Raw genomic sequence first — 25,734 nt, 5'->3', positions numbered from 1 at the left:
CTATGGCAACTGCTAACTTTCAAATTAAAGCGATTAGCAAAGTGGAAAAAGTCGTTCGCGTCAGAATTTGGATCATCAATCCCGATGTCCAGTATTTCCCGGAACGGGTCGGTTTCGGGTTACAACTCCTTTGGGATGCTCTGGAAGATACCCAATTTACGCCGTATCCACTAGCCGAAGCCGTCAATGAACGGGAAATTACCGATGTCAACTGGTTAGCCCGTGAGGCCGAAAACTATGTCGATCAGTTTACGTATGTTTCATTTGAGCGGTTTCCAGTTCCAGAATCGATTGAAAATCTGAGAGATAAGGATTACAACGACTTTTGGGACGACCTCGGCAAAGTTCCTGGTGCTACGGCTGACATCCTACTGACGGATTCAAAATGGGCCCGGCATATTCAGGAGAACAAGGTCTGGAAATCTTATGCTTTCGATGCTTAGTAGGTGATGGTTGGTTTTGCGTTAGTAAAGATTCTCAGATAGTTATCACGCCGGGCGATTTCACTGGCATATTGGGTCGTAATGAAATTCTCTAACTCGGTGTGGTTGGTAATGGGCGCGGTTGAACGGGTAATGGCAGCAATCAGATTTTCAGGTAGATTATTACTGCTGGCCACACTTCGGTAGTCGGCACGAATGGCCGGTGTTCCCCGTAAACTGGTTACACTTTTGGACGAAGGCGGCAGCGCCGACGGCATGTCGATGGTTCCGCTGTCAAAACGCCCAATTTGCTGCCCTTTTATCCAACCCGTTCCGTTTTCATTCTTTCGCATCCGTCCGCCCAAAACGGAATATTGGCTAATAAACCGTTTGTCGCTATGTCCTCGGGTAACCGAAATGTCAAGCCAGAACACTTTTTTAGCAACCGTATCGCCATATTCAGTTTTTAAAGCGTCATCAACGCCGGTCTCCTGTTGCCGGTTGAGGGCCGATGGAATCGGAACCAGGTTGGAATCGACGGCCTTTCCGCCTAGTTCCCGGTTGAGCAAATGGCCGCGTATCCAACGCCCCCCCCTCGCTAACCCCAGGGTTTCCAGATGAGGAAAAGCGCCCATCAGGGTCATACTGGTCCGGGTAGGTGTACCCCGCTCGTGGTTGTTGTGATCATTAAATAAATACCGAACCTGCATTTCCCCTTCGGTACGATACCCATCCGCAAAACCGGGACTCACCACCATTCGGGGAACTGGCGGACTGCCCTGTACCCCAACAGCACCAATATTTGTCGTCAATTCACGGATGATTACCGCCACATCCCGTGGAGCGGGTGCTCCTGCAATCGGGTAAGTAATGCCGCGAAGTTCGGTAACCAGTTGCTCGATGGTTCGCAGCGCACTGCGTTTCGCATCCGTCATCTGGCCCGTATTGGTGAGATCGTCCCGCCGATTGCGAATCCAGCCGCCAATGTGGGTGGGGTTACTGGCCAGAATGAGCTGGGCTCCGGTGCCTTCGCCTTCGAAATAAACCGTATGGGTTTCGTCATTGACGTCACGAAACTGGCTCCGGTTGCGCCACCACTGGGCCACCCGCTGACCAACGCCTACGACCGCCCCCACCAGCCGCCGTCCCTGCGCCACGACCCAATCCACGACCCGGTCCAACGCCCGGTCGACCGGCTGACGGATGCGGGCGATGGTGGTTCGGATCGTGTTGGATATGCCGCCCAGCCCCATCAGCCGCGCCAGAAAACTGATTATGACCGGCACCATTCGCCCCATCGTGGTTTCCACCCGGTTGGCGGCTGCGGCAATGTTGCCGGCGGCAATGGCGGCCATCGAATCGACGTACGACTCCACCACGGCGGCAATCTGGTTGATGCGTTCAACGAAAAACATCACCGTGTTGTAGGTCGCCATAATGGCCTGAATCACCGCCCCGGCCGGGTTCAGCATGGAGGCAATGCGGATAATGGCCTGACCGATAACCGTTTGCCGAACCCAGGCGATAACACCGTCAAGCACCATGTTGCGCAGGTTGCCGAGGTATTCCACAATCTTTTGCCAGGCCGCTGCCGGTCCCTGGGTGATCAGAATCCGCAGAAAATCGAACACCTGCTCCATCCGGCTGACGAATTGTTCACTCGTCGCCCGCACCAGCTTGGCGCGGATATTCTGGTAGGTAAGGCCCAGAATCTGCAGAACCAGTGAAAGAATGCCCTGCAAATCAAAGGTTTGCGGAAGCGTGAGTCCGGCCCCTTCCAGCGCCCCCAGCAGCCAGCCCACCAGCCCGCGCTGAAGGTGCGTAAGGGCATTTTGCATGAACTGCCGGAATCCCTGCACCCCCGCCCGCACCAGATTGCCGACAAACCGCACCGGATCGCGGATGATGATCAGGAACGTAGCCCGTGCCCGTTTCAGAATGGCCAGCACCCGCGCTCCCCCCGCACCCATGACGGCTTCAAAAATAAACTCCAGCATTTGCAGCAGGGCGGCTCCCGCAAAACCGGCGATGTCGGCAGCCAGACCAAAAAACAGACCCGCAATCCGGCTGATGATTTCCAGCGGATGCAGCACGGCTTCGGGCGTGAGTGCATTCCAGACGGCGGTAAAAATTCCCTTGATGCGCTCCCAGGTCAGGTTTCGGCGGGTGGTTTCGACATTGAACCAGGTAAAAGCCCGTTGCAAGGCGCCCGATTGCTTCATCTGCTGGAACCGCTCGTCGCCGTTTTCCATCAGACTCATAAAACCGCGCACGAGGTTGGTCGGGCTGCGTTCCACCACCTCATCGGTGAACGGATCTTTGCCAATAATGACCGTCAGCAGCGTGAAACCGCGCATTTGTCGGGCCCGGGTGCTCAGTGGCCGAACAATCGTTTCTTTGATGAACACGACAACCTGGTTGATCACCCGTCCGACAAATGCCGTAATCCGGTTAAAGGGTGGGGCAAACACCCGGCGAATAATGTCCAGGTTGCCGCTGATGCCGAGCGTAATGCCCATATCATCCCAGGCCTGACTAAACAGACCCCGGATGTAGGCATATGAAATACCCAGTGCGGCTACCTGCGTATCGATCCAGTCGGCCATCCGGCCAATGATACCTTCCGTGCGAAGCTTGTTGAAAAGCAATAACCCGATGGGGCCGCCCAGGGTCAGAAATCCTTCAATGAGGTTGGTTGTCGAGCGGGGAACTTCACGCTGGAGCACCGGATTGTAGCCAGCCAGAACCGTCAGCAGACGCCAGCCGGGCAAGTTGGCCAGCCAGCCGTCGATGGTGCCGGCCACATCAAGCCCGAACAGTCGCTGGACCGCAGGCGTTGCAGACGAAATGAGCGGTTTTCGCTGAACGGCTGCGCCTTGTTGCACGACGTGGGTAAGCTCGTGTGCCAGTAAATGTTGCCCTGAACGCGTGCCGGGGCTGTATTTTCCTTCGTTGAAATAAACGTGATTCTGGTAGGCAAAAGCTTGTGCACCAATGGACTGGCTCATCTGAACGGCGGGTGCGTCAGTATGCACGCGAACGCCCGAAAAGTCGGCACCGAAGCGGGGTTCCATAAACTGCCGGGTGTCGGCACTCAGCGGCTGTCCGCCCGACTGGCTAGCCGAAAGCTGCGATTCAAAACCGCCAGTGACAGCCGGGGGGGCGGAGTCGCCTTTTTTCCGGATTTTCTTTTTGTCCTCCTCATCGGTTTTCAACTGAATCACCGGCATGTCGGTATCCGCTTCTTTGCGCAGAACGTCTTTCTTTTCTTTTTCGTCGGATTTCGGTTGGAGTAACCCGGAAGCGGGAAAAAACGGCCGGTTGGAGGGATGGGGAGCAGGCATCCGCATCACGCGGTCGGCGGTGGCGTCGGCTTCGCGCTCGAACCGGTCGTCGGAGCGACCTACCGTCAGTTTGGTCTGAACGAGCGATTTGAAAAACGGTTCCGGCTGACTTTGCGATGGTGTGCCGGTTTTGGCAAAAAAAGGCTGGGACGTCGTTGCGTGATTCGAAGACGAGCTGGTCGTTTTCGGCTGAAGGAGGGGCTGGTGTTGGCGTGTCGCTTTCATGATGCCCAGTTGACCGTCAGTTGTTTTTTCATCCAGGGGAGCAAAACCGTGCCGACACCCCAACCGACCGGCAAACGATCCAGAAGAATATCCTGCGCCTTTGACTCAACCGTCAGCTCCCAAAGCCCATTCGGCAGGAGCGTCAGTTTTCCATCCCGCTGCAGAAAACCTTCCCGAAAACCGTCAGGCGATGTATTTTTCAAAACCGCCCAATGCCCGATGGCCGCATTCAGCAAACCGATGCCCTCTTCCTGTTCGGCACCGGTCAGGCTGATTTTTCCGGAAACGGGCGAATTCCAGGGCATTTCGCAGAGTAGTTTAGGCAGCAACAGGTCATATTCGGCCGCTGTAGGTTCGCCGGTTGCCAGAAAATGCAACATGGTCAGGGCTTTTTCCTGACCATCCGCATCTCTGAAAACCGCATCCTGCGTCCAGCCACAGGCTTCGAAACAAAACCGCAAAAAGGGATGCAGCAACACAACGCCCGCATTTCGAACGTAAAAAACCGCATCGGCGGGAACCTCAGTCGGTGATTCCCGCCGGGTTTTGCCCAGAGTATCTGAAGAAGCCCTGTTGGACGTGCTTTTTGCAATTTCGGGATAGTTTTCGGATACCTGACTTCCTACGTCCTGGCGGTTCGGTAGGGAATTGCCCGACTTGATATCCGATTGTTGAAACGCAGGAAGAAGGAGTTCGAGAGCCAGATTGAACGTCGGGTCGGATGGTTTGATGTGGACCCAACGGTTTTCGAGGGCTTGTAAAACCGCTTCCGGGTCCTGAACGGTTTTTTCGGTCAATGCCGTCAGCAGCGCCCGGTAGTGATTTGCCGGGAGCCTGTCGCGCCAGGCCTGCAAATGCTTCAACAACCGCAGACTCACGGATTCATGACCGGAACCCAATGCCCGGAAAACCGCAGCCAGCACGTCCTCCGAAAACTGGTTTACCAACCGAAACCGGGTTGCGGGATGAACCAAAACCGCCCGTAGCGTTTCTTTTTGCGGGGTGTTCAGGCTAGACAGGACGGACCGAATCTGCTGTTCAAAGGCCGGATTCGATTCGGGCCAGAGCGTGGTGGGTGGGAGTAACCCCATCTCCAGAAAATAGAGGAACGTTTCAAAGACCACCTCCCCGGTTTTTCGAACAGCGGTACCCTGGTGAAAACGGGCTTTCGGGATCAGGTCAGCCAATTGCCGACGGAGCAAATCCGGCAAGTTCCGGGCGATCTGTTCCTCAAAACCGGCTGCTGACAGCACACCCAAATCCACCTCAACCCGTTCCAGTTCAATCCATTCATCCGCCGAACCGTAGGCGGACAGCACCGCATCGAGAGCGGTCAACAGATCCGTTTGCCGGAGGATTTGGCTCGCCCGTTCCTGCACAGCCCAGCTATCCGTCTGCTCGCGAAGGTGCAACCGGACGGTTTGGCGCTGGATGATATGGGAAACGGATAGGGCCACGGGGTGGGAAGTCGATGGGTTACTTATCCATTTAATAACACGGTTTTCAGGTCACAGACCGGATTTTGTTTGACCAGTATCTGTAAGGTCATCTGACGGCCACCCCGCCCGACCCGCCCGAATTTGAAGCGGGTCATGTTGGTGCGATCGGGCGATTTTTCACTGGGTTCGATTGGTCGTTCATCCAGTTTCCATTGGTAGGTGACGCCCTCTGGTGGACTGAGAATGACGACGTCGAAGGTAACTGACACGTTCGCAACCGGTCTGCTGATGTTTTCAATGGCAAACGTTTCCGGTAAAACGAAGAATTTGACATCTTCGGCCCGATTGCCCAGCGTGTACTGAACAGTGTGCGGCCCTTCGACATTGGGGACGAACGAGCCCGATCGGGCACTGATTTCCAGGGTATCGGAAGTGAATTTACCCCCCGCCGGTTTACCCGTAACTTTCAGTTTAATGTCTTTGCTAAAACAGACAAATTCTTCGGCTTTGAGTTCAATCGGTTCTGGCGGAGTCGGTTCAAAAATGACGCGGTTTGTAACTGGTTCGGTGGTTTCGCAGCGTCCGTTGGTCGCTGTCAGCGTGACGACAAATTCCCCGGAACCGTCTTCTTTCAGCAAAAACTTGCGATTCACCCGGCCTTCACCGCTCCCGTTCACCGCTATTTTTTCCGGTTCCAAACCGTCGCCATAGTCAAATGTCAGGATTTTTGCGTCGGTGTAGCGGTAGACAAATACGACCTCGTTCTCAGCCAATTTGTCCGAATCGAAACCGACGGTGGGAAGGGCCAGTACCCGCACCTCAACGAAAACCGGTATCCGGTTAAGAACGGTGTACGTCAGTTTGTGCGTACCCACCTCCTTTGGATTGAAGAAGAAAGTCCCGTCTTCTTTCGTGACCAGCGGGCTGTCGAACGAGCCGGTATCGGGCGAGACGTCGATTTTCTCTTTTGGCGAATTCAGACAGAGTGAATCCCGCATTTCGACGGTCGGGGGTGGTTCGGGCAGAATGAAATGCACGCCGTTGCCGGAGCCGCAGCAGCGGTAGGGCAGGTAAAAATCGGCCACCACGATGGACTCACCGCCTTTGCGCAGCCGGAGGTCTTTTCTGGAAATCGCCGGATCTTTATACACCAGCACAAACGTGCCGCCGGGCGGAACGCCCGCGCCGTGTTCCAGACCCGGATGTTGGAGTAAAAACGGCCCAAACGTCAGGTTGGCTTCAAAAGCGGCTTTGCGTTTTTCGTAGGTTTCCTTCAGGTTCCGCAGCAAGGGCAGTTTGGTCAGAATACACTTGATCGGTCGTTGACCTTGCAGACGTCTGATTTTTAGTTCATACGTCGTCAGGCGTTTGGTGAATTCTGCCGGTGTCATCTTGAGGGCAAGTTCCAGCGAAGCGGTTCTTCCGTCAACTTCTTCTTCGTGGCAATGAATCTGACTCAGAATACCCTCAAAATCAATGGCTAAGTCGGTAAAACTGAAGGGCTCATTTTGTGTCACGAGCGTTTGTTCCGCATCCAGCCGCAGGGCCAGCACATCGAACGCCAGGTTGTGGGTGCGTCGCTGGGATAAAATTTCGCTCAGCGTGGTCAAAACGCCCGCCCCAACAAACCCTTCGATGCGGTAAAACGGGTAGGTTTCGAGGGCGTAGGCAAAGGGATTCTGGATTTCGGGCAGTGCCGGCTGAGGTCGGTGATAGGAGTGAATGAACCCGGTCCGGCCGTGTTTGTGCTGCTCGTAACTCCAGAACGCCCGCATGGCCGGTTGGTAATAAAACGGCATCGCCCGCTGGTCGATCGGCGATTTCCTGTACGGGTCGGGCGTGATTTTCAGGGAGATAAGCGTGGTGACGGTGCCCCGGCCTTTGATGGAAAACCGGTCGAAACGGGTCTCGGGGATATCGAACAACTCGATCATTTTAAGGATTCGCTGATACAGCCAGAAAGCTTTCCGGCGCGAATCCGCTGCGGGAGCAACGGCTTGCGACCGGATCCATTCGTGCCGGAATTGCGGTTGGCCAAGACCCGGTTCGGTGACCAGTTCGCCAGTCAGCAAATGCTTCGGAAACGAGTCATTCAGGGGCATACACGCCACCAGCCAGTGGCAGGTCGCTTCGCGAAACTCCGCGTAGGCGTCGTGCAAATCCTTCAGCCAGTCGTACACATACTGGCTGTTGTAATTGGCACTGACCTTGCGCGTCAATGCCAGCAAGGTGTTCGCCGGAGCGGTCATGGCCGTGAGGTTGGCCGGATCAACCGCCCGGATCAGTTCATGGGCATCGCGCAAACCGTCCGCGAGTCGAACGGCGGTTCTGCGAAGAAACACCTGAAACCGTTGCAGTGACGGTGTATAAGGCCGGTCGTCGAGCCGCACCCGCGTCATGGTCAAAACCGGTAGCCGGGTGCAGGCAGCCGCTGCCTGACGGAGACTGGTCGAAATCAACGCGTTGGCGTCGGACTTCCGAACGAGCATCACCCGAAGCTGATTCAGAAACACTTTTCCCTTCGCATCGCAGGCTACACCGGTGCATTTGTCGTCAACTTTCGCTTCGCTTTCCAGGTACAAAACGACCACTTTATCCGACAAATCAAGGTCTGTCAGAGGCCGGATCGTTTGGGTGTTGTTCGTGTAATTCGCCGGAAAGAGTTCCCAGAGATTCAAACCCGGAATGTCGTCAAAGGGCTTGTAATCCGGATGGTCGGTCAGGACGTAATCGACTGCCTTCGTGTAAATCGTCGTTTCCAGGCTCAGCAAATCGCCGTCGGTGGTGACGCCGTACCCCGCCGAAACCGTGATGGTGTTGTCCGGATTCAGGCTGGGTTTCAGTCCGCACACCACGCCGACACCCAGCAGCCGGGTGCGGGTCAGTTGTTCCTGATTGAGCAAAAAGCCAAACAACAAATTTAACTGTTCGGCAGTCAGGATAGAATCCGGCCGAAAAATGGTCAGTCCGTACCTGCTGAAATCGAAGTGTTGGGTGCCCGTTGCCGGATATACCTCGTCAAAATAAGGATTCGCCATGGTGTTAGGAGTCGGGGGTTGGAGGGTCTTCCGGTTTGGACAGGGGCAGCGTACCCAGGGCCGTACGGTTCAGAATGATTGGAATTTCTTCGTTGTCGCAATCGTGAAGCACGCCTGTTTCATAAATAGTATGGAAGTCAGGGTGTTCCAGTCGGTCAATCAGCGCTTTTGCTTGGTCGTTGGCCAGGGTTGGGTCAGCGCAGGTTGCCGCTTGGGCGTCGAGCCACAGTTGATAGGCCTGCTCAAACAGCCTGAGTTGATCCCGGCTCACCCAGCAGATTCGGGCCAGCACGTGGGCGGGGAGTTCCGAGCGAATCAGGTTTTCGATATACCGGCGGTAGTCGATGTTGCGGAACCGCATGGTGTAACCGGGCAAAACGAGACTCACCCGGTAACTATACGGATCGAGCGGTTCGCAGTGGTCACAACCGGGCTCCACGCAAACCGGCATCCACGCATCCGACGGCTCTGTTTTCGGTCGGAGCAGGCTGTGTTCAACCAGAAACAGGGCTTCTCCGCTGTAAATCAGGGTTTCAAGGGCGGCTTCAAGATCCTGATCGGCCTCTTTTCGCGTCGAAAACGTTCGCGGACACCGGGCAATCGGCTGGTTTACCGGATCGAGCAAGGCGTAGGTAAAGCGGTTTTCGACGGCTTCCAGCCTGAAACGGCCTTTGGCGGGTACTTTCTGAAAGGCGGTTTTCATCGCCTTTTCGGCTCGTTCCACGCTGTTAAATTCGTGCGTCGACACCAGATATTGGAGGTCGTTTTCCGGTGACTTCAGTTGAAATTGGAACAAAGCGGGGTTCTCAACCGAAGGAAAAGCGGTCATCAAGGTCACCGCGGAGGCTGCGTATGTCTGGTAATTGTTCCCGCGAATACCGGTCAGCCGGGCGAGTCGGCGCGTAATGCCCGCGACGTTCGCGGTTTCCCAGGCCGATTCACAATAATTGTAGGCTTTCGAGCGGAAGATTTCGCCGTATTCCCGGATAAAATGAACCTTGTCCTCCAGGATTTCTTCGCTTCCCCGCTCACCGAACAGGGAATGCATCAGGAGCGCGTAATCGTTGAAATTTTCGGCAAACCGGGCAAGCAGGTGATCCAGAAAGCGGTTTTTCCGAACGGGATTGTCCTCAAAATCTTCCAGTTTCGCCAGCACGGTATCGATGGTGTCGGATACTCCCGCCGGGTCGACATAGAGTTCGTCAATCCCAGCCAGTTCCGTAACCGCTTGTCCGAAATAGGTCCGGGCATCCTGGTCGGCGCTGAAAAACGATTTCAGATTGGCGAGCTGTGCCTGGTAATTGGCCAGCATCTGATCGAAAAAAAGCAGGTAGGCTTTCAGTTGCCGGGTCTGCGCCCGGCGTTCGGCCGAAGCGGAGGCCGGTAGTCCAAACCGCCCGACGCCGTAGTTTTGCGGGAGGTCATTGGTGATGGACGAGTAGGCTTTCAGGTCATACAGTTCACCAGTTGGCACCGGCAGATCGTCCACGGTTTTGCGGTTTTCCCGGTACGCTTTTTCCTGCAATGCCTGAAATCGACTCAATGCCGCCGTTTTATCCCGCAGACTGCCAACCGGAATGATGTCCTTAAAAAAAGACAGGGCAACGTTTTCGGCACAAAGCTGCGGCTGATGGAGCGGATCGATGTGCAGACACCAGCGTTGTTCGCCGTTGGCAAGGGGAGGGCCGCTCAGACAGCTATCGCCCGCTTTCCACTTGTTCATCAGCACTTTCCGGACGTCTTTCACGCCCTGGACGCCCATCATGAGGTTAATCAGGTCGGAAGCATACACCCGGCTGCGTCGTTCCGAATGCTCCAGTTCGTCGTCGTCAATGAATCCGTTTGCCAGCCGGGGGCCGTCAAAAATCTGGTCGGTGGTCAGCCGGTTTCCGTCCGCGTCGGTATGGTTCTGCCGTTCCTCCAGCGAATACCGCCGGACCGGCGGAGCCAGGTAGTCCTGAACGCGAAACAGTATTTCGGCGTAAACTTCGCTGACGCTGGCTTCATTGTCCAACCCGATGTCGGCGCAGAACATGACGTATTGCACCGGCACCGCACCGATCGTCATCACGTCTTCACAGAGATTTCGGTTGGCGAGGTAGGTTTCCCGCACCTGCTTTAAAACCGCCTGACGGCCAGTGTCTTCATCCGCAAACTCCCCGGCCCGCACCTGCTGCTGAATGAAAAAAGTATCGAAATCCACCTGAATGTCGTAGAGCCCTTTCAGTGCAAACGAGGTCTGGTTGTTGGGCAAAACGCCCGGAAAAGGGTGGTAAGCAAGCTGGGCTTCCCCGCTTTTAGCCTGACAATTCACAAAAACGGTTTTCGGAGCCGGTTCGAGCCAGGCATTCCGGACGCCGTCGATGTCGATAAAAAGTTTGCGGTAATCCAGGTCCGAAATTGGGCTGGTCGGCAGGGCTTTTCCGGCCGTTACGAAACTCGCCTGCATCGCTTCCCCGCTGCCGAACGACGACACCAGGAGGTCTTTCAGGTCCAGCGAGGTTCGGAGGCTCAGGTCGGTAATCGCGTAGCACAGCAGTTCCAGCAGCGTAATGCCGGGATCGTGGCTGTTGTAGTCCGTCCAGTTCGCGCTCGCGTAGCGTTCGATGTAGGCCAATCCGGCTTCGCGCAGGGCCGCATAATCGGAGGCCGGTTGCAGGGGAGGAGCGGGCGATATCGTGATGGAAGCGGTGGTCATCGGTTGGAGGTGGGCCTCAACAGCCCGTAAAGTCGTTTATTTCATGTTCGCTGAAAGAGGTCAAAACCGCCCGGGCGTCCGATGCCGAAATGACTTCCTGGTCTTCCCCGGTGCTGGTGTCGCCCACGAAATGCTGCATTTTCAGTTCCGTGACAAACGCCACGTAATCTCTTCGTTCCATAAAGGAGAGGAGGGTGCTTTTGTAAACCGTTCCTCCGAAGGCGATTTCGGCCTGTGTATCGAACGCCCAGGGCGTCAGGTAAGCAATCAGATCCTGCTGGAGCACTTTTTTGTAAACCGCAGGTTCAAAACCGGGTCGGAAAGCCACCTGAAAACGAAGTTTCACCCGTTCGTAGCGGGGGTTGGTGACCTGAATCGTGACCGGTTTGCCCGCCCGGTGTTGCAGGAATTGGGCGATCACGCTCAGCGTATTCAGATCAACCCGGGGTTCAAACCGATTTACGTCTTTCAAATTCCGCAAATCCGGCACGACTACGAGGGTGACATGACCGGGGGCGAGTTCCGTCAAGGTCTGGCCGTCGGTATTTACTTTGGTGTGATTCAGGCATTTGGCTTTATACACGTTGGGGAACGTCTGCAAAACCAGGTGTTCGTAGTCCCAGATGCTGACGGCCCGCTGTTTGTGTCGCAACCGTTCGCTGACGCGGGTGTAATAGGCTGCGTCCGATTCCTGCGGTTGACCGCCAAACGACGCATACGGTTGTTTGAGGGCCTTCACAGCGGCCAGGCTCCGGCGCAACTTTTGGATGGTTTCGGCCGCCAGCGGTAAATCATAATGCGCCGGATCGTTGTTCTGGTCGGTAAAATTGGCCAAAACCGCCTGGGGGTGCAGGCCCACAAAATTGCACACGCTGTCGATTGGCGCGGCCCCCGAACCGATTTTCAGTTCGGCGCGCAGCCAGACAAAACCGGCTTCCAATAGCGTATTGTCGGTGGTTGTTTCTTTCGGAAGGAGAAATTGAATAATGCCGGACGTCAGCAGGTGGTTGGTGGTGTCGGAAAGAATCTCATCCCGCGTCAGCAAACGCCATTGATTCCGGACCAGCACGCTCCATTCCACCGTCGGCACCTGGTTTTCCGGATTGGCACTTCCTTCCTCCACCTGAAACAGAATGGCGACAGCTTCCTGCGGACCGACATCCTGTAAACCCATAAAAAAGGTTCCGTGGCGGTTGTACTGCGGTAGCAAATAAACGGTTTGAGTCTTATTTAAATAACCGTGCTCTTCGGCCTGCCCGAAAGCCGCGAGATGAAACCATTGCAGGGGGCGGCTGGCAAACGACGCCCCGTCATGGCCGGTTTCGGGCCCCAGGAGTAAAACCCGCCCCGTCGTTGCGGTGTAATCGACCGTCAGACTTTTCAAAACCGGCGTATACGGCGGATTCGGAATTTTCTGCGGACCGGGTGTCCGTTTGGCCTGATCGATCACGCCCTGGGTTAGCTTCTGCGGATAAACCGCATGACCAAAATCGGATTCCAAGGTGATTTTCAGGAGGTTGTCAGGGTTGTTTTCTGTCGGCGAAGTGCTTGGTAAAGAGGTGGTTAGTCTGAATTCTGCGTTTGCTGCCTGGAAGAGGGGCAGTCCTTTTTTGGGAACGGCCAAAATGTCTCCGGTTACCGTGAAAGCGTTTGGGGTTGTATACGGTGTTCCGTAGGCTTCGTAATAGGTGCTCAAATTTGCGGGCAATCCAACCCAATCCGTCAGGTGAACGGTGACGGTTTCCGGCGATTTGGCAAGAATTTCGTCGCAACGTACCGCAAGGGTGGAGCCTACAGCGGGTGTGGGGCCGAAGGGCATGAACGGTTTTTCGGAACTGACCGGACCGAGGTCATTTTCCAGCACCAGCGTTTTTTTTAAGCCATCGACCTTAACGTCAATTCGTACGGAACGGATTCTCAGTTGTTTCCAGTCGTCATACGATTCGTCGTCTGCCAGCCAGCAGCGCATAACCGGCGCATCGGTGGCATAACCGCCGTCAAGTTTCGCCGGGTCGAAAGCTACAATGGCTTCTTTTACGGTGGCCGATACCTTCACCACCAGCGTGATGACCGCTTCGTCTACCTCTGTGGTTACCGCACTGGCGTCGAGCCACGCTTGGGGGCCGCTGAGCTGAACGCGGAGGTGCAACGCCTTTTTCTTAAGTTTAAAGTCCGTCGGCGGAAAAATTTGCACCGTAATTTCCCGGGAACCTTCCGCCAGGAGCAGAACCGGCGACGCCAGCGCGAACCCCAGCCGTGCCTCGGGAAACCGGTTTTTGCTGGCACCGCCCTTGGGGCCAAATCCGTTCCAGCCCGGATTTTCGGGCGTGAGGGTTTCGGCGACGCCGTCGGCCGTATTGGCAACCGGCGCACAATAGACTTTCGAAGCGGACCGAAAAACCGTCCGGAGATGGCTGATTTTCGCCCGGTTGGCGGTCAGGTTGTGAGCGGTTTGGTAGATCAGCGGCTGTTTCTGACCATCTTTCCCCGCGTCCAGTTCGGTTTTTGCCGCAATGATCTGCTCTGTTGCGTTTTTGGCCAACTCGAACAAAATGTGGACGCGGTCGGGAACCGGGGCCTGCGGACTCAGTTGCAATACGTCCCGGTAGTAAAAATCGAGGTGTCGTTTGGTTAAGGTATTCTGGTGGGCCTGGAGCTTTTCAAACAGGTGCAGAAAGCTGAGAATCAGTGCAAAATGGGGTTCAATGTCGCTGCGGGTCTTTAGCTCATCCAGCGAAAAATACCGCTCATAATTCATCAGGTCGGCCCAGAGGGCACCGTTGTCGGGCGTATTGGTGGCGTCGAAAAACCGGATTCGGGCTTCCTGGGCGTATAGAGCCAGAAACCGCAGCAAGTCTTCCGGCTTGCGCTCATCGAGGAGCGTGTTTTCCGGTTGCAACGCGGGGAGTCGGCGCTGGGGCTGACTGAGTCCATCGCGTTGGAGCGGATTTTTGTCGGGACACGGCTGCGACATGGGTGTGGTTTGTTAACGGCTAAAGGAAGGCAGGCTGGAAGGGTCGGCTGAATTCGAAATTTCGGTTCCTTCGTTCTTGTAAAACGGATACACAAAATTGTACCGGGTGTTGGTGCTGCGAACGCGGTAGTTGACCGTAATCAGCAGCAAGCCAGGCTGTTCGGGCGGTTCTTCAATGGTGACATCAAGCGGATCGATCCGGGGTTCGAAATACAGAATGGCCGTTTCGACGCGGTCTTTTACCCGCGCCTGCAAAGCCGTACTGATCGGTTCAAAGAGCATATCCTGCAGGTCGCAACCGAAATCGGGCACCATCAGCCGTTCGCCGGGCTGGGTAGTCAGCAGGATGTGCAAACTGCGCTCGATGTCGGCCAGCCCCGCCGTCATCGCCACGCTTTTGGGCGAAGACTGCGGGTTGAATGCCGGTGGAAAGCTCCAGCCCCGGCCTAAAAAATCGTTTTCCGATACCATCGTTTCGTTAATTGATCTGTACGATTGACCCTTTCAAAACCGCCGTGGCGGAACTGCTCATTTCCACACCCGCCGAACCGGTTGCTTTAAATTGGGCGGATGCTTTGGCTTCCACGCCAACGCCTTCGATTTTGACGTTACCGGCGGCTTTCAGCGTCAGGTCTTTGCTGCTTTCCAGTTGAATACCCTGGTCGTTTAGAATCAGTTTGTTACCATTCTGATCCTGTAGCGTAATGCTTTTGGCGTCCTCGTCCAGTTTGAACAGATTTCCGGCCGGGGTTTCGATGGTCAAAATTTTCTTCTCGTCATCAAAAACCAGTTTCAGTTTGCTGCGCGAAACGTAGCCTTTCTGGTGGTTGTCGTCGGTGGTAGTAAAGGGTTCCGGCAGGTTTTTCTGGCTGCTGTGCAAACCGCCCAGCACCACGGCCTCGCGCGGGTCGTTGTTCAGAAAACCGACCACCACCTCATCGCCGATTTCGGGCCGGAAGAAGAAGCCCCGTTCCTGGCCGGCATCCAGGCTGGCGACGCGGGCGCGGGTGCCTTCGGCCGCCGGATCGATCACCGGCAGTCGTACCAGAATCCGCTCCTCGCCCGTTGCATCGCCTTCCAGACCGGTCACCACGCCAATCTGCAAACCGCCCATAGCGGGCAACAACCCGGCGGCTGGCGTCTGGCCGACGTTCATTTCCGACACAAACCACTGTGGACTCAGCCCAAACTGCACGTTCGTTTCCCAACTGCCTTCCGCCAACTGGTGACTGACGCCCGTTACGAACACCTTGCCATTGTAGCGGTCACCCAGCCCGCCGAGGCTGATCATCAGACCCGGCTTGACGTCGGCATGGCCGTAAAACCGCACCCGACCCCGGATTTTGGCCATCCGGCGTTTGAGCAGCGCGGCATCGGCCCAGATTTGCAACTCCTCCGTTTCGAGTTTTCCGCCGTGCTGAAGAACCGCTTCGGCGGTCAACGCTTCGGCCAGATCCTGCGCCGAGAGGTTTCCCGATTCGATTCCGGTCGGTTCGGCGGCTTCGGCTTCGGCCAGTTCCTGGTCGGCATAATTCCAGGTGGTGGTTTTCAGCGTCGTGACCTGATCGCGAGCGTCCATTTCGGCGTCGAAATCCAGCATGGTGGCCCCAAATTGCAATTCGACCACCGGTTCCTGATCAAAATCCGGTTTTTGAATCGTCAGCTTTCCATCGTCGGTCAGGCACAATTTGCCGTTGACTTCGGCCCGCATCACGAGGTAATCCCAGTCCGTGGCGTCATACTGAATCAGTTCTTCGTGCTGAAAACCGGTGTCTTCGGCGTCGATTTCCAGCCCACGATACGTCTGCGCGATTTCTTCGGCGGCTTCCGAATCCTTCTTTTCGGTGAAATACCGGCATTTCGGCGCGAGCGTCGTTTTCACCCAGACGTCTTTGGCGAGCAGGTTCAGCCGGGTGGTTCCGGTCGACCGGGCTTCGATTCCCTGCCGAACCAGGATGCCTTTGAAAATCGTTTTCTCCGTTTGGTGATACCCCGCCTTGATTTCCAGCTTTTTTCCGGGAACAAACCGGCTGTCGTTGCTGGCCGGAAAATTTCCAGATGCCGGATTGCCGTCTTTCAGCGTGAGGTAGGCGGTTGGAATCCGGTTGACCTCCTTCTGAACCCGGATCGACAACACCTGAAACGTCGTTTCCAGCGCCTGCTCTTCCAGAAAGAGGGTGTAGGTGGGCAGGTCGCGGGGGGCGGGGGTTTCGAGTATGCGCGGATTCTCGGGCATGGGGACGGTGTATCGTTTACGGTTTACGGTTTACGGTTTGCTGTTTGTCGATAGGCGGGAAGAAAAGCCGTTGCCCGGCTACCAGTTTTCTGAAATTCACCAGTTTATTCACGCGGGCTACTTCCCGGTAGAGCGTCGAATCGCCGTAGATCCGGTGGCACATCAGCGGCAGCGTGTCGCCTTCCTGAACGGTGCGGAGGTGGGTCAGATCCGGCGACGCAGTTTTTTCTTTTTTGGTGCGAAGCTCGTCGTTGACGACCTCCACAAAACTGACCTTGGCGATGGCGCGGACGGGCGTTCCGTCGGGTTTGAACAGCTTGTAGGTAATGTTGATTTTCTCGGTTTTGCACTTGAAAATCAACTTGCCCCACGCCAGTTCAACGTACGGCGGCTGGTGGGTTTCACCGATGAAATCGAACGACGTTTTCTTCAACTGCTCCACCTGCTCCCAAACGCCCTGGCTGGTGCCGACCGACCGGGGAGGGGCGGCTCCCGTCGGCGTCAGGGCACCCGTGGAATCGAACAGAAATTCAAACTCCAGCTTGCGCGGAGCGATTTTGTTGAACGTCGATTGGTTCGCGCTTGTGCCGCCCGCACTTTCCTGATTCGCCTGAATTTCGTAGTTCAGCGTGTAGGTTTCGGGGTTGACCACCGCCGTGTATTCCTCACCCGTTCGTTCTTTAAAACCAACATCGTGATAACCCGTCAGCTTCATTTTAACCAGTTCACCCAGCATAGTTAAGCCGTTTATGGTTTACGGTTTACGGTTTTCAGTTTACGGTGGCTGACGCATCCTGAGTATGCGTCAGCCACCGTAAGCCGTAAACCGTAAACTGAAAACCGTCTTACCGTTCGTTTTTCTCCCTTAAAATAGCCAGCACCTGCTCGACACACTGGCGGACGAGTTGCTTCTGCGCGTCGGCGGGCGGGGTGGCGGCTGAGGTGACCTGTCGGGCGGCATTGCCGTCGACCGTGGCCGTGATGACCAGTTCACGAATAATAATGGGCATGGTTCAGATTCGGATGGTGGTGTAATAGCGGTACGTGAGCGTCAGCGTTTCGATGGCAATGGTGTTCTGTTCGGCATTGAAAGCGGAGATGTCCCACTTTTTCGGCAACGCATGCACCACATGCCACGAAACCAGCGGAGCGTGTTGATCGTTGAGCAGCGTTACCAACAGGTTAACGGGTTGAAACTGAAAGTTTTCGAACGCGTCTTTCGCCCATCGGTACACGTCTGACCCCACGAAAAGGCCCCGTTTCAGCACCAGATCGCTGTATTTGGTGCGAACCGGCAACTGGTGTTCAAAGCGGTTTTCGCCCCCTTCCCGGATGCTTTCCATCTGCATTTCGACGTTCAGCCCCGTGACTTCCTGAAACCGGGTGTCCTGGTCCGTCTTTGGAAAGAGTTCAAATTCCACCACAAAATGAAAGCCGACCGGTGGATAGACTAGCCCCGCCATACCTTATTCGTTCTGGATGGTCAACCCTTCGTGCACCAGCTCGATGCTCTCGATCAGCACCTCGTTGGCGTCGGCTTTCAAATCGCCCGACATCACTTTCGACGGCCAGGCCTGCTTGACTTTCCAGACCACCACCGGCTCGTGATTTTCGTTGAGCAGGCTGATAATCAGGTTGCGACGTTCGATGGTGTTCAGGGCCACGGTATTCCACCAGTTGAAAAATTCGTTGTCGGCTTTGAACGTCCCGCGTTTCAGGGTGATGTTGGGGAACTTCTGCAAACCGGGCATTTTGATTTTGTGATACTCGGGCGATGCGCCCTCGCGGTATTCGATCACGTCGGTTTCGACGTTCAGACCGGTCACTTCCGAGAATCCCAGGCGGACTCCGCCCCACTCAACCTGAAAATGAAATTTGGGTAATGGATAGACTGCTGCCATGATCGGTTATGCGTTAAGATTCCTGCATTTTGTGGGAGAAGCGTAAGACAATGAATTCGGCCGGACGAACCACCGCCATGCCGATTTCGACGATCAGAAAACCGTTCAGGATGTCCTGGGAGGTCATGGTTTGGCCCAAGCCAACGCGGACGTAGAATGCGTGCTCCGGTTTGACCCCTGCCAGCGCCCCGGCCCGCCATTGCAGCGTCAGGAAATTCTCGATCATGGCTCGCACTTTCACCCACGTATTGGCGTCGTTGGGTTCGAAGACAAACTGGCCGGAGGCTTTCTTGACCGACTCTTCCACCATGATGAAAAACCGCCGAACCGATACGTAGCGCCATTCGTTGTCGTTGCCCGCCAGTGTTCGCGCACCCCAGACGAGCGTTCCCTTGCCCGTAAAATACCGGATGGCGTTGATGGATTTGCCGCCTTCGACATCGACATTCAGGCTTTCCTGATCGGAATCGGTAATCAAAACCGTTGGCCCGACGACGTTGGAGATGCCCACGTTGGCCGGTGCTTTCCAGACGCCCCGGTTTTCGTCGACGCTGGCGTACACCCCGGCCACGGCACCACTGGGCGGCAGAATGATGCCCTGCGCTTCGGTGGCCGCAACGATGGCGGCATACACCGGAATTTTCGACTTCATTTCCAGTTCCAGCGATTTCAGACGCGCGGTCAGGAGCGCCTGAAATTCGGCGATGTAACCGGTCACTTCCGCAAACTTGTCGTCGTAAGCCGACGCATTGGAACCCGACAGGGCCGTTGCACTGGCCAGAAGATCGGTCAGTTTTTTCCCGGCGGCCGAAGGTGTGGCCTGGTCCGTATAGTCCTGGTAGCTCAGCCGAACATCGGTATTCGTAAACGCCAGTGCAGCGGGGGAACCGTTAAACGCATTGAGCGCCTTCAGCAACTCCGTTTTTTTGGTGGCCGTTGTACCGGCCGCTTCATAGGCCGCCTTACTGCTTTCCACCAGGTCATTGACGATCATTTGATCGGCGACGAGGGTTTCGGCTTTGCGAACCAGCGCAAACAGCGGAATTTTCTGCTGGATTTCGAGCTGTTTGGCCGTCAGCAAAGCCGGCAGGGCGGTTTTTGCCTCGGTTTTGAATCGCGTGATGTAGGCAACCAGCCGGTTAAAAACCGCGTCGATGGCGGCATCCGTTGAATGGGTGCCCGGATCACCCGTAACCACCAGCGCCGTGTTATCGCTCTGGATCGCCAGCCATTCGGCATTTCCCGCATCGGTAAAGGCTTTCAGCACATCCTGAACGGGTTTGTTTTTGAAAACCGTGTCCGGGTCAATTCCATCAAAAGCGGTAATGGCGGCCGAGATGAACGTCTTTTTGGCTTCTTTATCCGCCGAAGCCTGGTAGTCCACGACCGCCGGAACGGCCACATTCTGAATGGCTTTTGCGTCGGCAAACCCATCGGTCGCCAGCGTGTCCGCTTCGGTCAGCAGGGCGTTGTTGGGGGCACCCGGGTCCAGAAGCGCACCCAGCGTGGTTGGATTTCCGCCTTTGGTGATCGTCAGACCGGCGAAGCTCATGTCAAACGGCAGGGAGGTTTTGAGCCAGGGATAGTAGGCCGCTCCGTATTTCAGAAAGTTGGAAACGCTGCCCCGGAAAGCAGTAATGTCGGCATCATCGACGGTGGTTTTGGTCAGATCGCTCACCTTGACATCCAGAATGGCGAAGCGATCCTGCAATTTGTTGCAATGGTCGATGGCCGCCTGCTGCACGGCGGCAATGTGAGCCGGGTTGGTCAGCAGCATCAGGTCGGGCATCACGAGCAGGGTGGGCTCGTCGTGTTTTTTCAGTTCGTCGATGGCGTCCGTAAAATGGGTCTGGGAAACGGAATTGGTGTCGTATCCGCCCACCGAAAGGATGTAGCATTTCTCCCCGCCATTGGCAAAAAACAGCATCAGGCTGTCGTGCAGGTACCAGGCTGGTTGCATGTCGACCGTTTTTACGGCGTTGGTTGGACCCAGACTGACCGTGATTTCCCGATCCGGTCCACCGCCGAAATACGTCCGGTAATCGACCATTGACTTGATTTTCAATGCTTTTCCGGTAATGTCCTTGCCATCTTTTTCGGCAAACCGGGTGTAGCCGATAAAGGCCGGAATGGCGGTTTCGACCTGGGCCACGGATGGCGGGAACAGCGACACCTCGTCGATGTAGACGCCCGGAGTTTTCAGCGTCGCTAAATTGAGTGTACTTGCCATGAGCAGAGGAGGTTTGACTGGGGTTTAGTAAATCGTGGAATAAAAGTGTCCGTCGTTTTCGAAGGTGGTGGTCGCGGGTGTCGGATTGACGAGTTTGGTCGTGCCGTTCACCACGGGAATCAGTCCGTTTTTTACCAGTTGGTGTTCGCCCGCAAAGTCACCGGGCGCATCGTTTTTCAGCCGCCAGCGGGTCGTGCGGTTTTGCAGCGTCAGCGTGTAGGTCAGCGTGGGCTGAAACGCATCCTCCGCCGTCAGCAGGCTGCGGGTCGGGGGGGCGTGTTCAATTTCGATGAAGCCCAGGGGCCGCTCCAGCCGTCCGGTCACCGCGTGTTCAGGTGGCTGGTCTTCCAGATCGGCCATCCGAATCGTTTCACCGGTATTCAATTGATTTTCCAACGGGTTTTCCGATGAGTTGCGGTTTTTAAGCCGGAAACCGCGCATCGGTCGTTTCAACTCGTTCATGACTTCGGGCGTCAGGTTCGTATAGAGCATAAAAAACGGATCGGTCGGATACACCGCGAAGACGAACTTCAGACCTGCAGCAAGGGGCAGGAAGGGCGTTGGACTGCGGGGATTTTCGGTAGCCGCCAGCACCACGAAACCGTCAGCCTGTTTTTTGAAGAGCATGCGCTGGTTTTTCAGGCGTTGCTGGGTCGGGGCATCGGGCAGAAACGCCAGGAATTGGGCGACGTCATACCCCCGCCGGATCAATTCTATTTTTTTTCGTGCTTCAGCCGATGGCGCTTCCGTATCGAAGGGCGTGGTGCCAAAATCCAGGAAATACCGGTGGAGCACCCGAACGGTGAACAGAACCTGGTAGCTGATGCCAAACGATTCGGGAAGAAGCGGTTTCATCGGAAAATATTGTGAAGGGGTGAGGACGTAAAGGCGTCAGGATGGGAAGGACGTTCAATCCGAAGAAATCGGGATCGGTTTTCGAACGCCTTCAATCGACAGAATCTGGGTTCCGGCGCCGAGTTGCCCTTCGGCCTGTTCTTCCACGACCCGGACCTTATACACGACCGATGGCACCTGCTTGCCGCCGAGGGTTCCCCAGAGCTGATTCAGTTTCTCGAACGAGAGGCTGTACAACTCGACGGTCATGCGCAGCATCAGGGCCTGCGCGTCGTCGAAGATCTTATCCGTGAGGGTATTGGCAATCGTAAACTGATTTTTTTGCTGAAAACACTGAACCGTTCGCGAGAGCAGTTTCAGGGCGGTTTCGTAGTCACCAATTCCCGAATAATTGGCACTGATCAACACGTAGAGATTCAGGAAAACGGGCGGGTTCCGGACGTCGAAACCGCCGGTGGTGCTGTTGCGCTGGTAGGGGCTGGTATTTTTGAGCGTTGCTTCTTCTTCGAGATGGACCAAACCAATCAGAATTGTGTTGGCCTGCGTGCCGGCAACCGCGGCAATGCTGCCCAGATTGACCGTTATGCCATCCGCGAGCGGTTTTACATACGTCTCCAGTTCGGAGCGGATCAGTTCCAGCGCTTCATAGATCATAGCACGACAGAGGTTTAGGACCGGGCAGAAAGGTATTCATCCTGCCGCTCAGAACCCATGAAGCATTTATTTAACGGCAAACCGTTAATTAAGCGGTCATTTTGTGCCAAAGGCTATTCCGAATTATTCAAATATTTTTTTAAGTAATTCGATATACTATTTTTAATTTTAAAACAGAACTACTTATTTATGCTGCTAATCAGGGTATAAGGCAAATTTTGTATTATTCTTTCTCCTGGTAGTATAAAGTTCATAATTCGGTAATAATTCCGACACAAGTGCCGGGTACTTTTGCGGTTTCGTAAAAGCATCCATCGTTTCGTATCCATCGTTCAACTTTCCGTAAAACCGGAACATCCAAACTACACTATGACACAAAAGCTACCTTCTTCGATTCGGTCAGGAAGGGTCAGTTATCGTCGGGCTGTCCTGACTCTGGCTATTTTATTGATGGGCTTGCCTTTGCTGGCCCAGACCATCACTGGCAAGGTTGTATCGTCGGAAGGCGGGCAGGCGCTGCCGGGCGTTTCGATTCTGGTGAAAGGCACCACGTCCGGTACGACCACCCGCACCGACGGAACGTATACACTGAACGTTCCGAATCCGTCATCGGTTTTAATTTATTCTTTTATCGGTTTTGAAGCGCAGGAAGTGCCGGTCGGTTCCAAAACGACGATCAATGTTACGCTGACGGTTTCCACACAAGCCCTGAACGAAGTGGTTGTGACGGCCCTGGGGATTTCCAAACAGCAACGCAACCTCGGCTACGTGACCCAGAAAATCGACAATTCGGCGCTTTCACAAGCCCGCGAAACCAACCTGGTCAGCCAGTTGGCGGGAAAGATTGCGGGGGTGACCGTCGTCAATAGCCCATCCGGGATCGGCGGCTCGTCACGGATCACGATCCGGGGCGAAAAGTCGCTGAACATCAACGCCAACCAGCCGCTATTTGTGATTGACGGTTTGCCGATCAACAACAACTTTGTCGGTTCATCGGGGCGTAATAACCAGGATGCCGATTACGGAAACGGGGCCGGTTTTATCAATCCGGACGACGTCGAAACGATGACGGTTTTAAAAGGAGCCAGCGCCACGGCGCTCTACGGTTCGCGGGCGGCCAACGGTGTGGTGGTGATCACGACCAAAACCGGCAAGGGAACCAAGGGCATTGGCGTCAGTGTCAACTCCAACGTGACGTTTGAATCTGTGCTACGACTACCTGATTATCAGAACGTTTACGGTCAGGGGTTAAATGGCGAATTTTCGTTCAAAGACGGTTCCGGTGGTGGTTTGCGCGATGGCGTCGACGAAAGCTGGGGGCCCAAAATGGACGGTCGGCTGATCGTTCAGCACGATTCGCCCACCGACAAAGGCTATCGCGCCGGTGATACCAAAGTGCCGGGTGGCCCCGGTGTGGCAACACCTACGCCGTTCATTGCCCACCCGAACAGCATCCGCGATTTCTTCGAAACCGGTCGCATCGTAACGAATAACGTTGCCGTAACGGGCAGCAATGACAAGGGCGATTTCCGGATGTCGTTTACCAACCTGGATCAGAAAGGCTTTGTTCCGAATACGGATTTGACGCGGAACACCTTCAACGTCAATGCCGGTTACAAACTCACCGACCGCTTTACGGCGCGGACGAATGTGAGTTACATCCGCAACCACAGCGACAACCGCCCGAACCTGAGCTACGGAACGGAAAACATCATGTATCTGCTCAACTGCTGGTGGGGCCGTCACATCGACATGGCTTCGATGCGGAATTACTGGCAACCGGGTCTGGAAGGTATTCAGCAGTTCAACTTCAACTACAACTACCACGATAACCCGTACTTTAACATGTACGAAAATACCAACGGTCAGGACATCAACCGGGTGATTGGGAACGTCACGCTGTCGTATCAACTGACGGACTGGTTGTCGGTGCAGGGCCGGACGCAGGTCGATTATCAGGATGAACTGCGGGTGCGGCAGCGGGCATTCAGCACGCAGCGGTATCCGTATGGTTCGTACCGGCGCGAAGCCGTGAAAACGATGGAGCGCAACACCGACCTGTTGTTTCTGGTAGACAAACGACTCAACGATGCCTTTACGCTCAGCGGCACATTGGGGGGGAATCAACGGCTGAACAAGTACGATTACATCGACAATTTTGCGCCCCAGTTGACGGTTCCGGGCGTGTATAGCCTGAACAACAGCCGGGTTCCGCTCGAATACTCGCAAAACCGCTCCGATCGCCGGATCAACAGTATGTTTGCGTCGGCGCAATTGACGTACCTCGATAAATTAACGCTGGAAATGACGGGCCGGAACGACTGGTCGAGCACGCTGACGCTGCCGCAGGGCGTGGTCGGTATGGCCGATAATTCGTATTTCTACTGGTCGGGAACGCTCAGTGCGGTGGTGAGCGACTGGGTGAAAATGCCGGAATGGGTATCGTTCGCCAAAGTTCGGGCGGGCTATGCGCAGGTTGGAAATGACACCGAACCGTACCAGTTTTCGCAGCCCTTCAATCCGGGAACACCCTGGGGAACGACGCCGACCTTCAGCGAATCGACGCGGATTCCGAACCTGAGCCTGAAACCGGAAATCAGCAGTTCACAGGAATACGGTTTTGATCTGCGGTTCCTGAAAAACCGGGTGGGTCTGGACTTCACGTATTACAACACGATCAGTAAAAACCAGATCATCTTCCTGCCGCTTTCGGGCACCACGGGCTACAGCCAGATTGTGCAGAACGCGGGCCGGATTCAGAACAACGGGATTGAGGTGATGCTGAACCTGACGCCGATCCGGATGGACAACATTGGTTTCCGCTGGGATATGAACGTCAATTTCTCGCGAAACCGCAGCAAAGTCCTCGAACTGGCCAACGGCGTTTCGACCTATGAACTGGCCAGCCGGTATTTCTCGGTGCAGGCCCGCGTCAACGAGCGCATGGGCGACATGTACGGATACGCCTACGAGCGCGTCAGCAGCGATCCGAAGAGCCCGTATTACGACCCAACCGGCCAGAATGTAGGCCAGATGGTGATCACCGCCGACGGTCGGCCGATTTCGACAACCTCATTGCAAAAACTGGGCAATTACAACCCGGACTGGCTGGCGGGGATCAACAACTCGTTCAAATACAAAGGCTTCAACCTGAGCTTCCTGTTCGACATTCGCAAAGGCGGAGAGGTCTATTCCCACACGTACGTGGTAGGGCGTGAAGCGGGTCAGTTGGTCGAAACCTTGCAGGGACGCGAAAATGGTTATTACGACAACTCGGTTGACAAGACGTTTACCAATGCGCCGGCCGGGACGTATTATGTGGTGCCGGGTGTGGTGAAAACCGGTGAAGGTCAGTTTGCCGCCAATGCCCGCCGGATTTCGGCCCGCGAGTGGCATTCGGCTTTTACACTGGGTCGCCGGGTGCTGGAAGACGCCATTTTCGATGCGTCGTTCACCAAGTTGCGTGAAGTGAAACTGGGCTATTCGCTGCCGAACTCGATTATGGGCAAAAAACTGCCGTTCCGGAACGTGACGGTTTCGCTGGTGGGCCGCAACCTGTTTTTGTGGACCAAAGTACCGCACATCGATCCGGAGACCGCTTCGGTATCGGGCGGAACCATCATTCCGGGTTCGGAATCGGTCGCCATTCCGTCGGCGCGTAACTACGGTGTAAACTTATCTTTCAATCTGTAAGCTGTTCAAGGTTAAATGGTTAAGA

The 25,734-nt window shown here is 55.3% G+C and carries 16 protein-coding genes; 2 read left to right on the top strand and 14 right to left on the bottom strand.

Translation table 11 applies throughout. The annotated features are described in order from the left end of the window. Positions 1-2 precede the first annotated feature (2 nt). A complete protein-coding gene (locus tag ACS5NO_RS19475) occupies positions 3-443 on the top strand; it encodes a hypothetical protein (protein ID WP_439416692.1) in 441 nt (146 codons plus the stop codon). Here ACS5NO_RS19475 and ACS5NO_RS19470 read toward each other — a convergent pair. The 14 genes from ACS5NO_RS19470 to ACS5NO_RS19405 all read right to left on the bottom strand — a co-directional run bounded on the left by ACS5NO_RS19470 (position 440) and on the right by ACS5NO_RS19405 (position 22,016). Beyond that, positions 440-3,991: an eCIS core domain-containing protein gene (locus ACS5NO_RS19470; protein ID WP_439416691.1), complete on the bottom strand. Its 3,552-nt coding sequence runs from the start codon at positions 3,989-3,991 to the stop codon at positions 440-442. The two genes, ACS5NO_RS19475 and ACS5NO_RS19470, sit on opposite strands and share 4 nt — an antisense overlap. Beyond that, on the bottom strand, positions 3,988-5,448 hold the full coding sequence (locus ACS5NO_RS19465) for a contractile injection system tape measure protein (RefSeq protein WP_439416690.1): 1,461 nt from the start codon (positions 5,446-5,448) through the stop codon (positions 3,988-3,990). The genes ACS5NO_RS19470 and ACS5NO_RS19465 overlap by 4 nt, the downstream gene beginning before the upstream one ends. 23 nt (positions 5,449-5,471) lie before the next feature. Then, positions 5,472-8,468: a hypothetical protein gene (locus ACS5NO_RS19460; RefSeq protein ID WP_439416689.1), complete on the bottom strand. Its 2,997-nt coding sequence runs from the start codon at positions 8,466-8,468 to the stop codon at positions 5,472-5,474. A 4-nt stretch (positions 8,469-8,472) separates the two neighbouring features. Continuing rightward, entirely contained in the window at positions 8,473-11,166 is a 2,694-nt protein-coding gene (locus ACS5NO_RS19455) for a baseplate wedge protein (protein ID WP_439416688.1), read from the bottom strand. A 16-nt stretch (positions 11,167-11,182) separates the two neighbouring features. Beyond that, positions 11,183-14,140 (bottom strand): baseplate J/gp47 family protein, encoded by a 2,958-nt coding sequence (locus ACS5NO_RS19450; RefSeq protein WP_439416687.1) that lies wholly within the window; start codon positions 14,138-14,140, stop codon positions 11,183-11,185. 12 nt (positions 14,141-14,152) lie between these two features. Further along, entirely contained in the window at positions 14,153-14,611 is a 459-nt protein-coding gene (locus ACS5NO_RS19445; protein ID WP_439416686.1) for a GPW/gp25 family protein, read from the bottom strand. A 7-nt stretch (positions 14,612-14,618) separates the two neighbouring features. After that, positions 14,619-16,376 (bottom strand): type VI secretion system tip protein VgrG, encoded by a 1,758-nt coding sequence (gene vgrG / locus ACS5NO_RS19440; protein ID WP_439416685.1) that lies wholly within the window; start codon positions 16,374-16,376, stop codon positions 14,619-14,621. A gap of 16 nt (positions 16,377-16,392) precedes the next feature. After that, positions 16,393-17,112 (bottom strand): CIS tube protein, encoded by a 720-nt coding sequence (locus ACS5NO_RS19435; RefSeq protein WP_439416684.1) that lies wholly within the window; start codon positions 17,110-17,112, stop codon positions 16,393-16,395. Between the two features lie 109 nt (positions 17,113-17,221). Beyond that, a complete protein-coding gene (locus ACS5NO_RS19430) occupies positions 17,222-17,386 on the bottom strand; it encodes a DUF5908 family protein (RefSeq protein WP_439416683.1) in 165 nt (54 codons plus the stop codon). Positions 17,387-17,389: 3 nt separating this feature from the next. Beyond that, positions 17,390-17,839, bottom strand: a complete 450-nt coding sequence (locus tag ACS5NO_RS19425) for a phage tail protein (protein ID WP_439416682.1) — start codon at positions 17,837-17,839, stop codon at positions 17,390-17,392. Between the two features lie 3 nt (positions 17,840-17,842). Then, positions 17,843-18,277: a phage tail protein gene (locus tag ACS5NO_RS19420; RefSeq protein ID WP_138992092.1), complete on the bottom strand. Its 435-nt coding sequence runs from the start codon at positions 18,275-18,277 to the stop codon at positions 17,843-17,845. A gap of 13 nt (positions 18,278-18,290) precedes the next feature. Continuing rightward, the gene (locus tag ACS5NO_RS19415) at positions 18,291-20,507 is read right to left on the bottom strand and encodes a phage tail sheath family protein (protein WP_439416681.1); all 2,217 of its coding nucleotides are present in this window, start codon (positions 20,505-20,507) and stop codon (positions 18,291-18,293) included. Positions 20,508-20,531: 24 nt separating this feature from the next. Then, positions 20,532-21,362: a hypothetical protein gene (locus tag ACS5NO_RS19410; protein WP_439416680.1), complete on the bottom strand. Its 831-nt coding sequence runs from the start codon at positions 21,360-21,362 to the stop codon at positions 20,532-20,534. Positions 21,363-21,416: 54 nt separating this feature from the next. Then, positions 21,417-22,016, bottom strand: coding sequence for a Pvc16 family protein (locus tag ACS5NO_RS19405; protein WP_439416679.1), 600 nt, complete (start codon positions 22,014-22,016; stop codon positions 21,417-21,419). 369 nt (positions 22,017-22,385) lie between these two features. Between ACS5NO_RS19405 and ACS5NO_RS19400 the strand changes: the two genes are divergently transcribed. After that, a complete protein-coding gene (locus ACS5NO_RS19400) occupies positions 22,386-25,709 on the top strand; it encodes a SusC/RagA family TonB-linked outer membrane protein (RefSeq protein ID WP_439416678.1) in 3,324 nt (1,107 codons plus the stop codon). Positions 25,710-25,734 lie beyond the last annotated feature (25 nt).

The organism is Larkinella fluvii (genome assembly GCF_051857545.1).
In the GTDB taxonomy this organism is placed as follows: Bacteria; Bacteroidota; Bacteroidia; order Cytophagales; family Spirosomataceae; genus Larkinella.
The sequence above is the reverse complement of the archived record's forward strand: the minus strand, read 5'-3'. Positions and strand labels throughout refer to the sequence as shown.

What these genes read in the sequence shown, in the direction of transcription:
- ACS5NO_RS19415 (WP_439416681.1), bottom strand. Translation starts at nt 20,507, where the DNA reads ATGGCAAGTACACTCAATTTAGCGACGCTGAAAACTCCGGGCGTCTAC.
- ACS5NO_RS19435 (WP_439416684.1), bottom strand. Translation starts at nt 17,112, where the DNA reads ATGCTGGGTGAACTGGTTAAAATGAAGCTGACGGGTTATCACGATGTT.
- ACS5NO_RS19410 (WP_439416680.1), bottom strand. Translation starts at nt 21,362, where the DNA reads ATGAAACCGCTTCTTCCCGAATCGTTTGGCATCAGCTACCAGGTTCTG.
- ACS5NO_RS19400 (WP_439416678.1), top strand. Translation starts at nt 22,386, where the DNA reads ATGACACAAAAGCTACCTTCTTCGATTCGGTCAGGAAGGGTCAGTTAT.
- ACS5NO_RS19445 (WP_439416686.1), bottom strand. Translation starts at nt 14,611, where the DNA reads ATGGTATCGGAAAACGATTTTTTAGGCCGGGGCTGGAGCTTTCCACCG.
- vgrG (WP_439416685.1), bottom strand. Translation starts at nt 16,376, where the DNA reads ATGCCCGAGAATCCGCGCATACTCGAAACCCCCGCCCCCCGCGACCTG.
- ACS5NO_RS19430 (WP_439416683.1), bottom strand. Translation starts at nt 17,386, where the DNA reads ATGCCCATTATTATTCGTGAACTGGTCATCACGGCCACGGTCGACGGC.
- ACS5NO_RS19420 (WP_138992092.1), bottom strand. Translation starts at nt 18,277, where the DNA reads ATGGCAGCAGTCTATCCATTACCCAAATTTCATTTTCAGGTTGAGTGG.
- ACS5NO_RS19460 (WP_439416689.1), bottom strand. Translation starts at nt 8,468, where the DNA reads ATGGCGAATCCTTATTTTGACGAGGTATATCCGGCAACGGGCACCCAA.
- ACS5NO_RS19450 (WP_439416687.1), bottom strand. Translation starts at nt 14,140, where the DNA reads ATGTCGCAGCCGTGTCCCGACAAAAATCCGCTCCAACGCGATGGACTC.
- ACS5NO_RS19475 (WP_439416692.1), top strand. Translation starts at nt 3, where the DNA reads ATGGCAACTGCTAACTTTCAAATTAAAGCGATTAGCAAAGTGGAAAAA.
- ACS5NO_RS19470 (WP_439416691.1), bottom strand. Translation starts at nt 3,991, where the DNA reads ATGAAAGCGACACGCCAACACCAGCCCCTCCTTCAGCCGAAAACGACC.
- ACS5NO_RS19455 (WP_439416688.1), bottom strand. Translation starts at nt 11,166, where the DNA reads ATGACCACCGCTTCCATCACGATATCGCCCGCTCCTCCCCTGCAACCG.
- ACS5NO_RS19405 (WP_439416679.1), bottom strand. Translation starts at nt 22,016, where the DNA reads ATGATCTATGAAGCGCTGGAACTGATCCGCTCCGAACTGGAGACGTAT.
- ACS5NO_RS19425 (WP_439416682.1), bottom strand. Translation starts at nt 17,839, where the DNA reads ATGGCGGGGCTAGTCTATCCACCGGTCGGCTTTCATTTTGTGGTGGAA.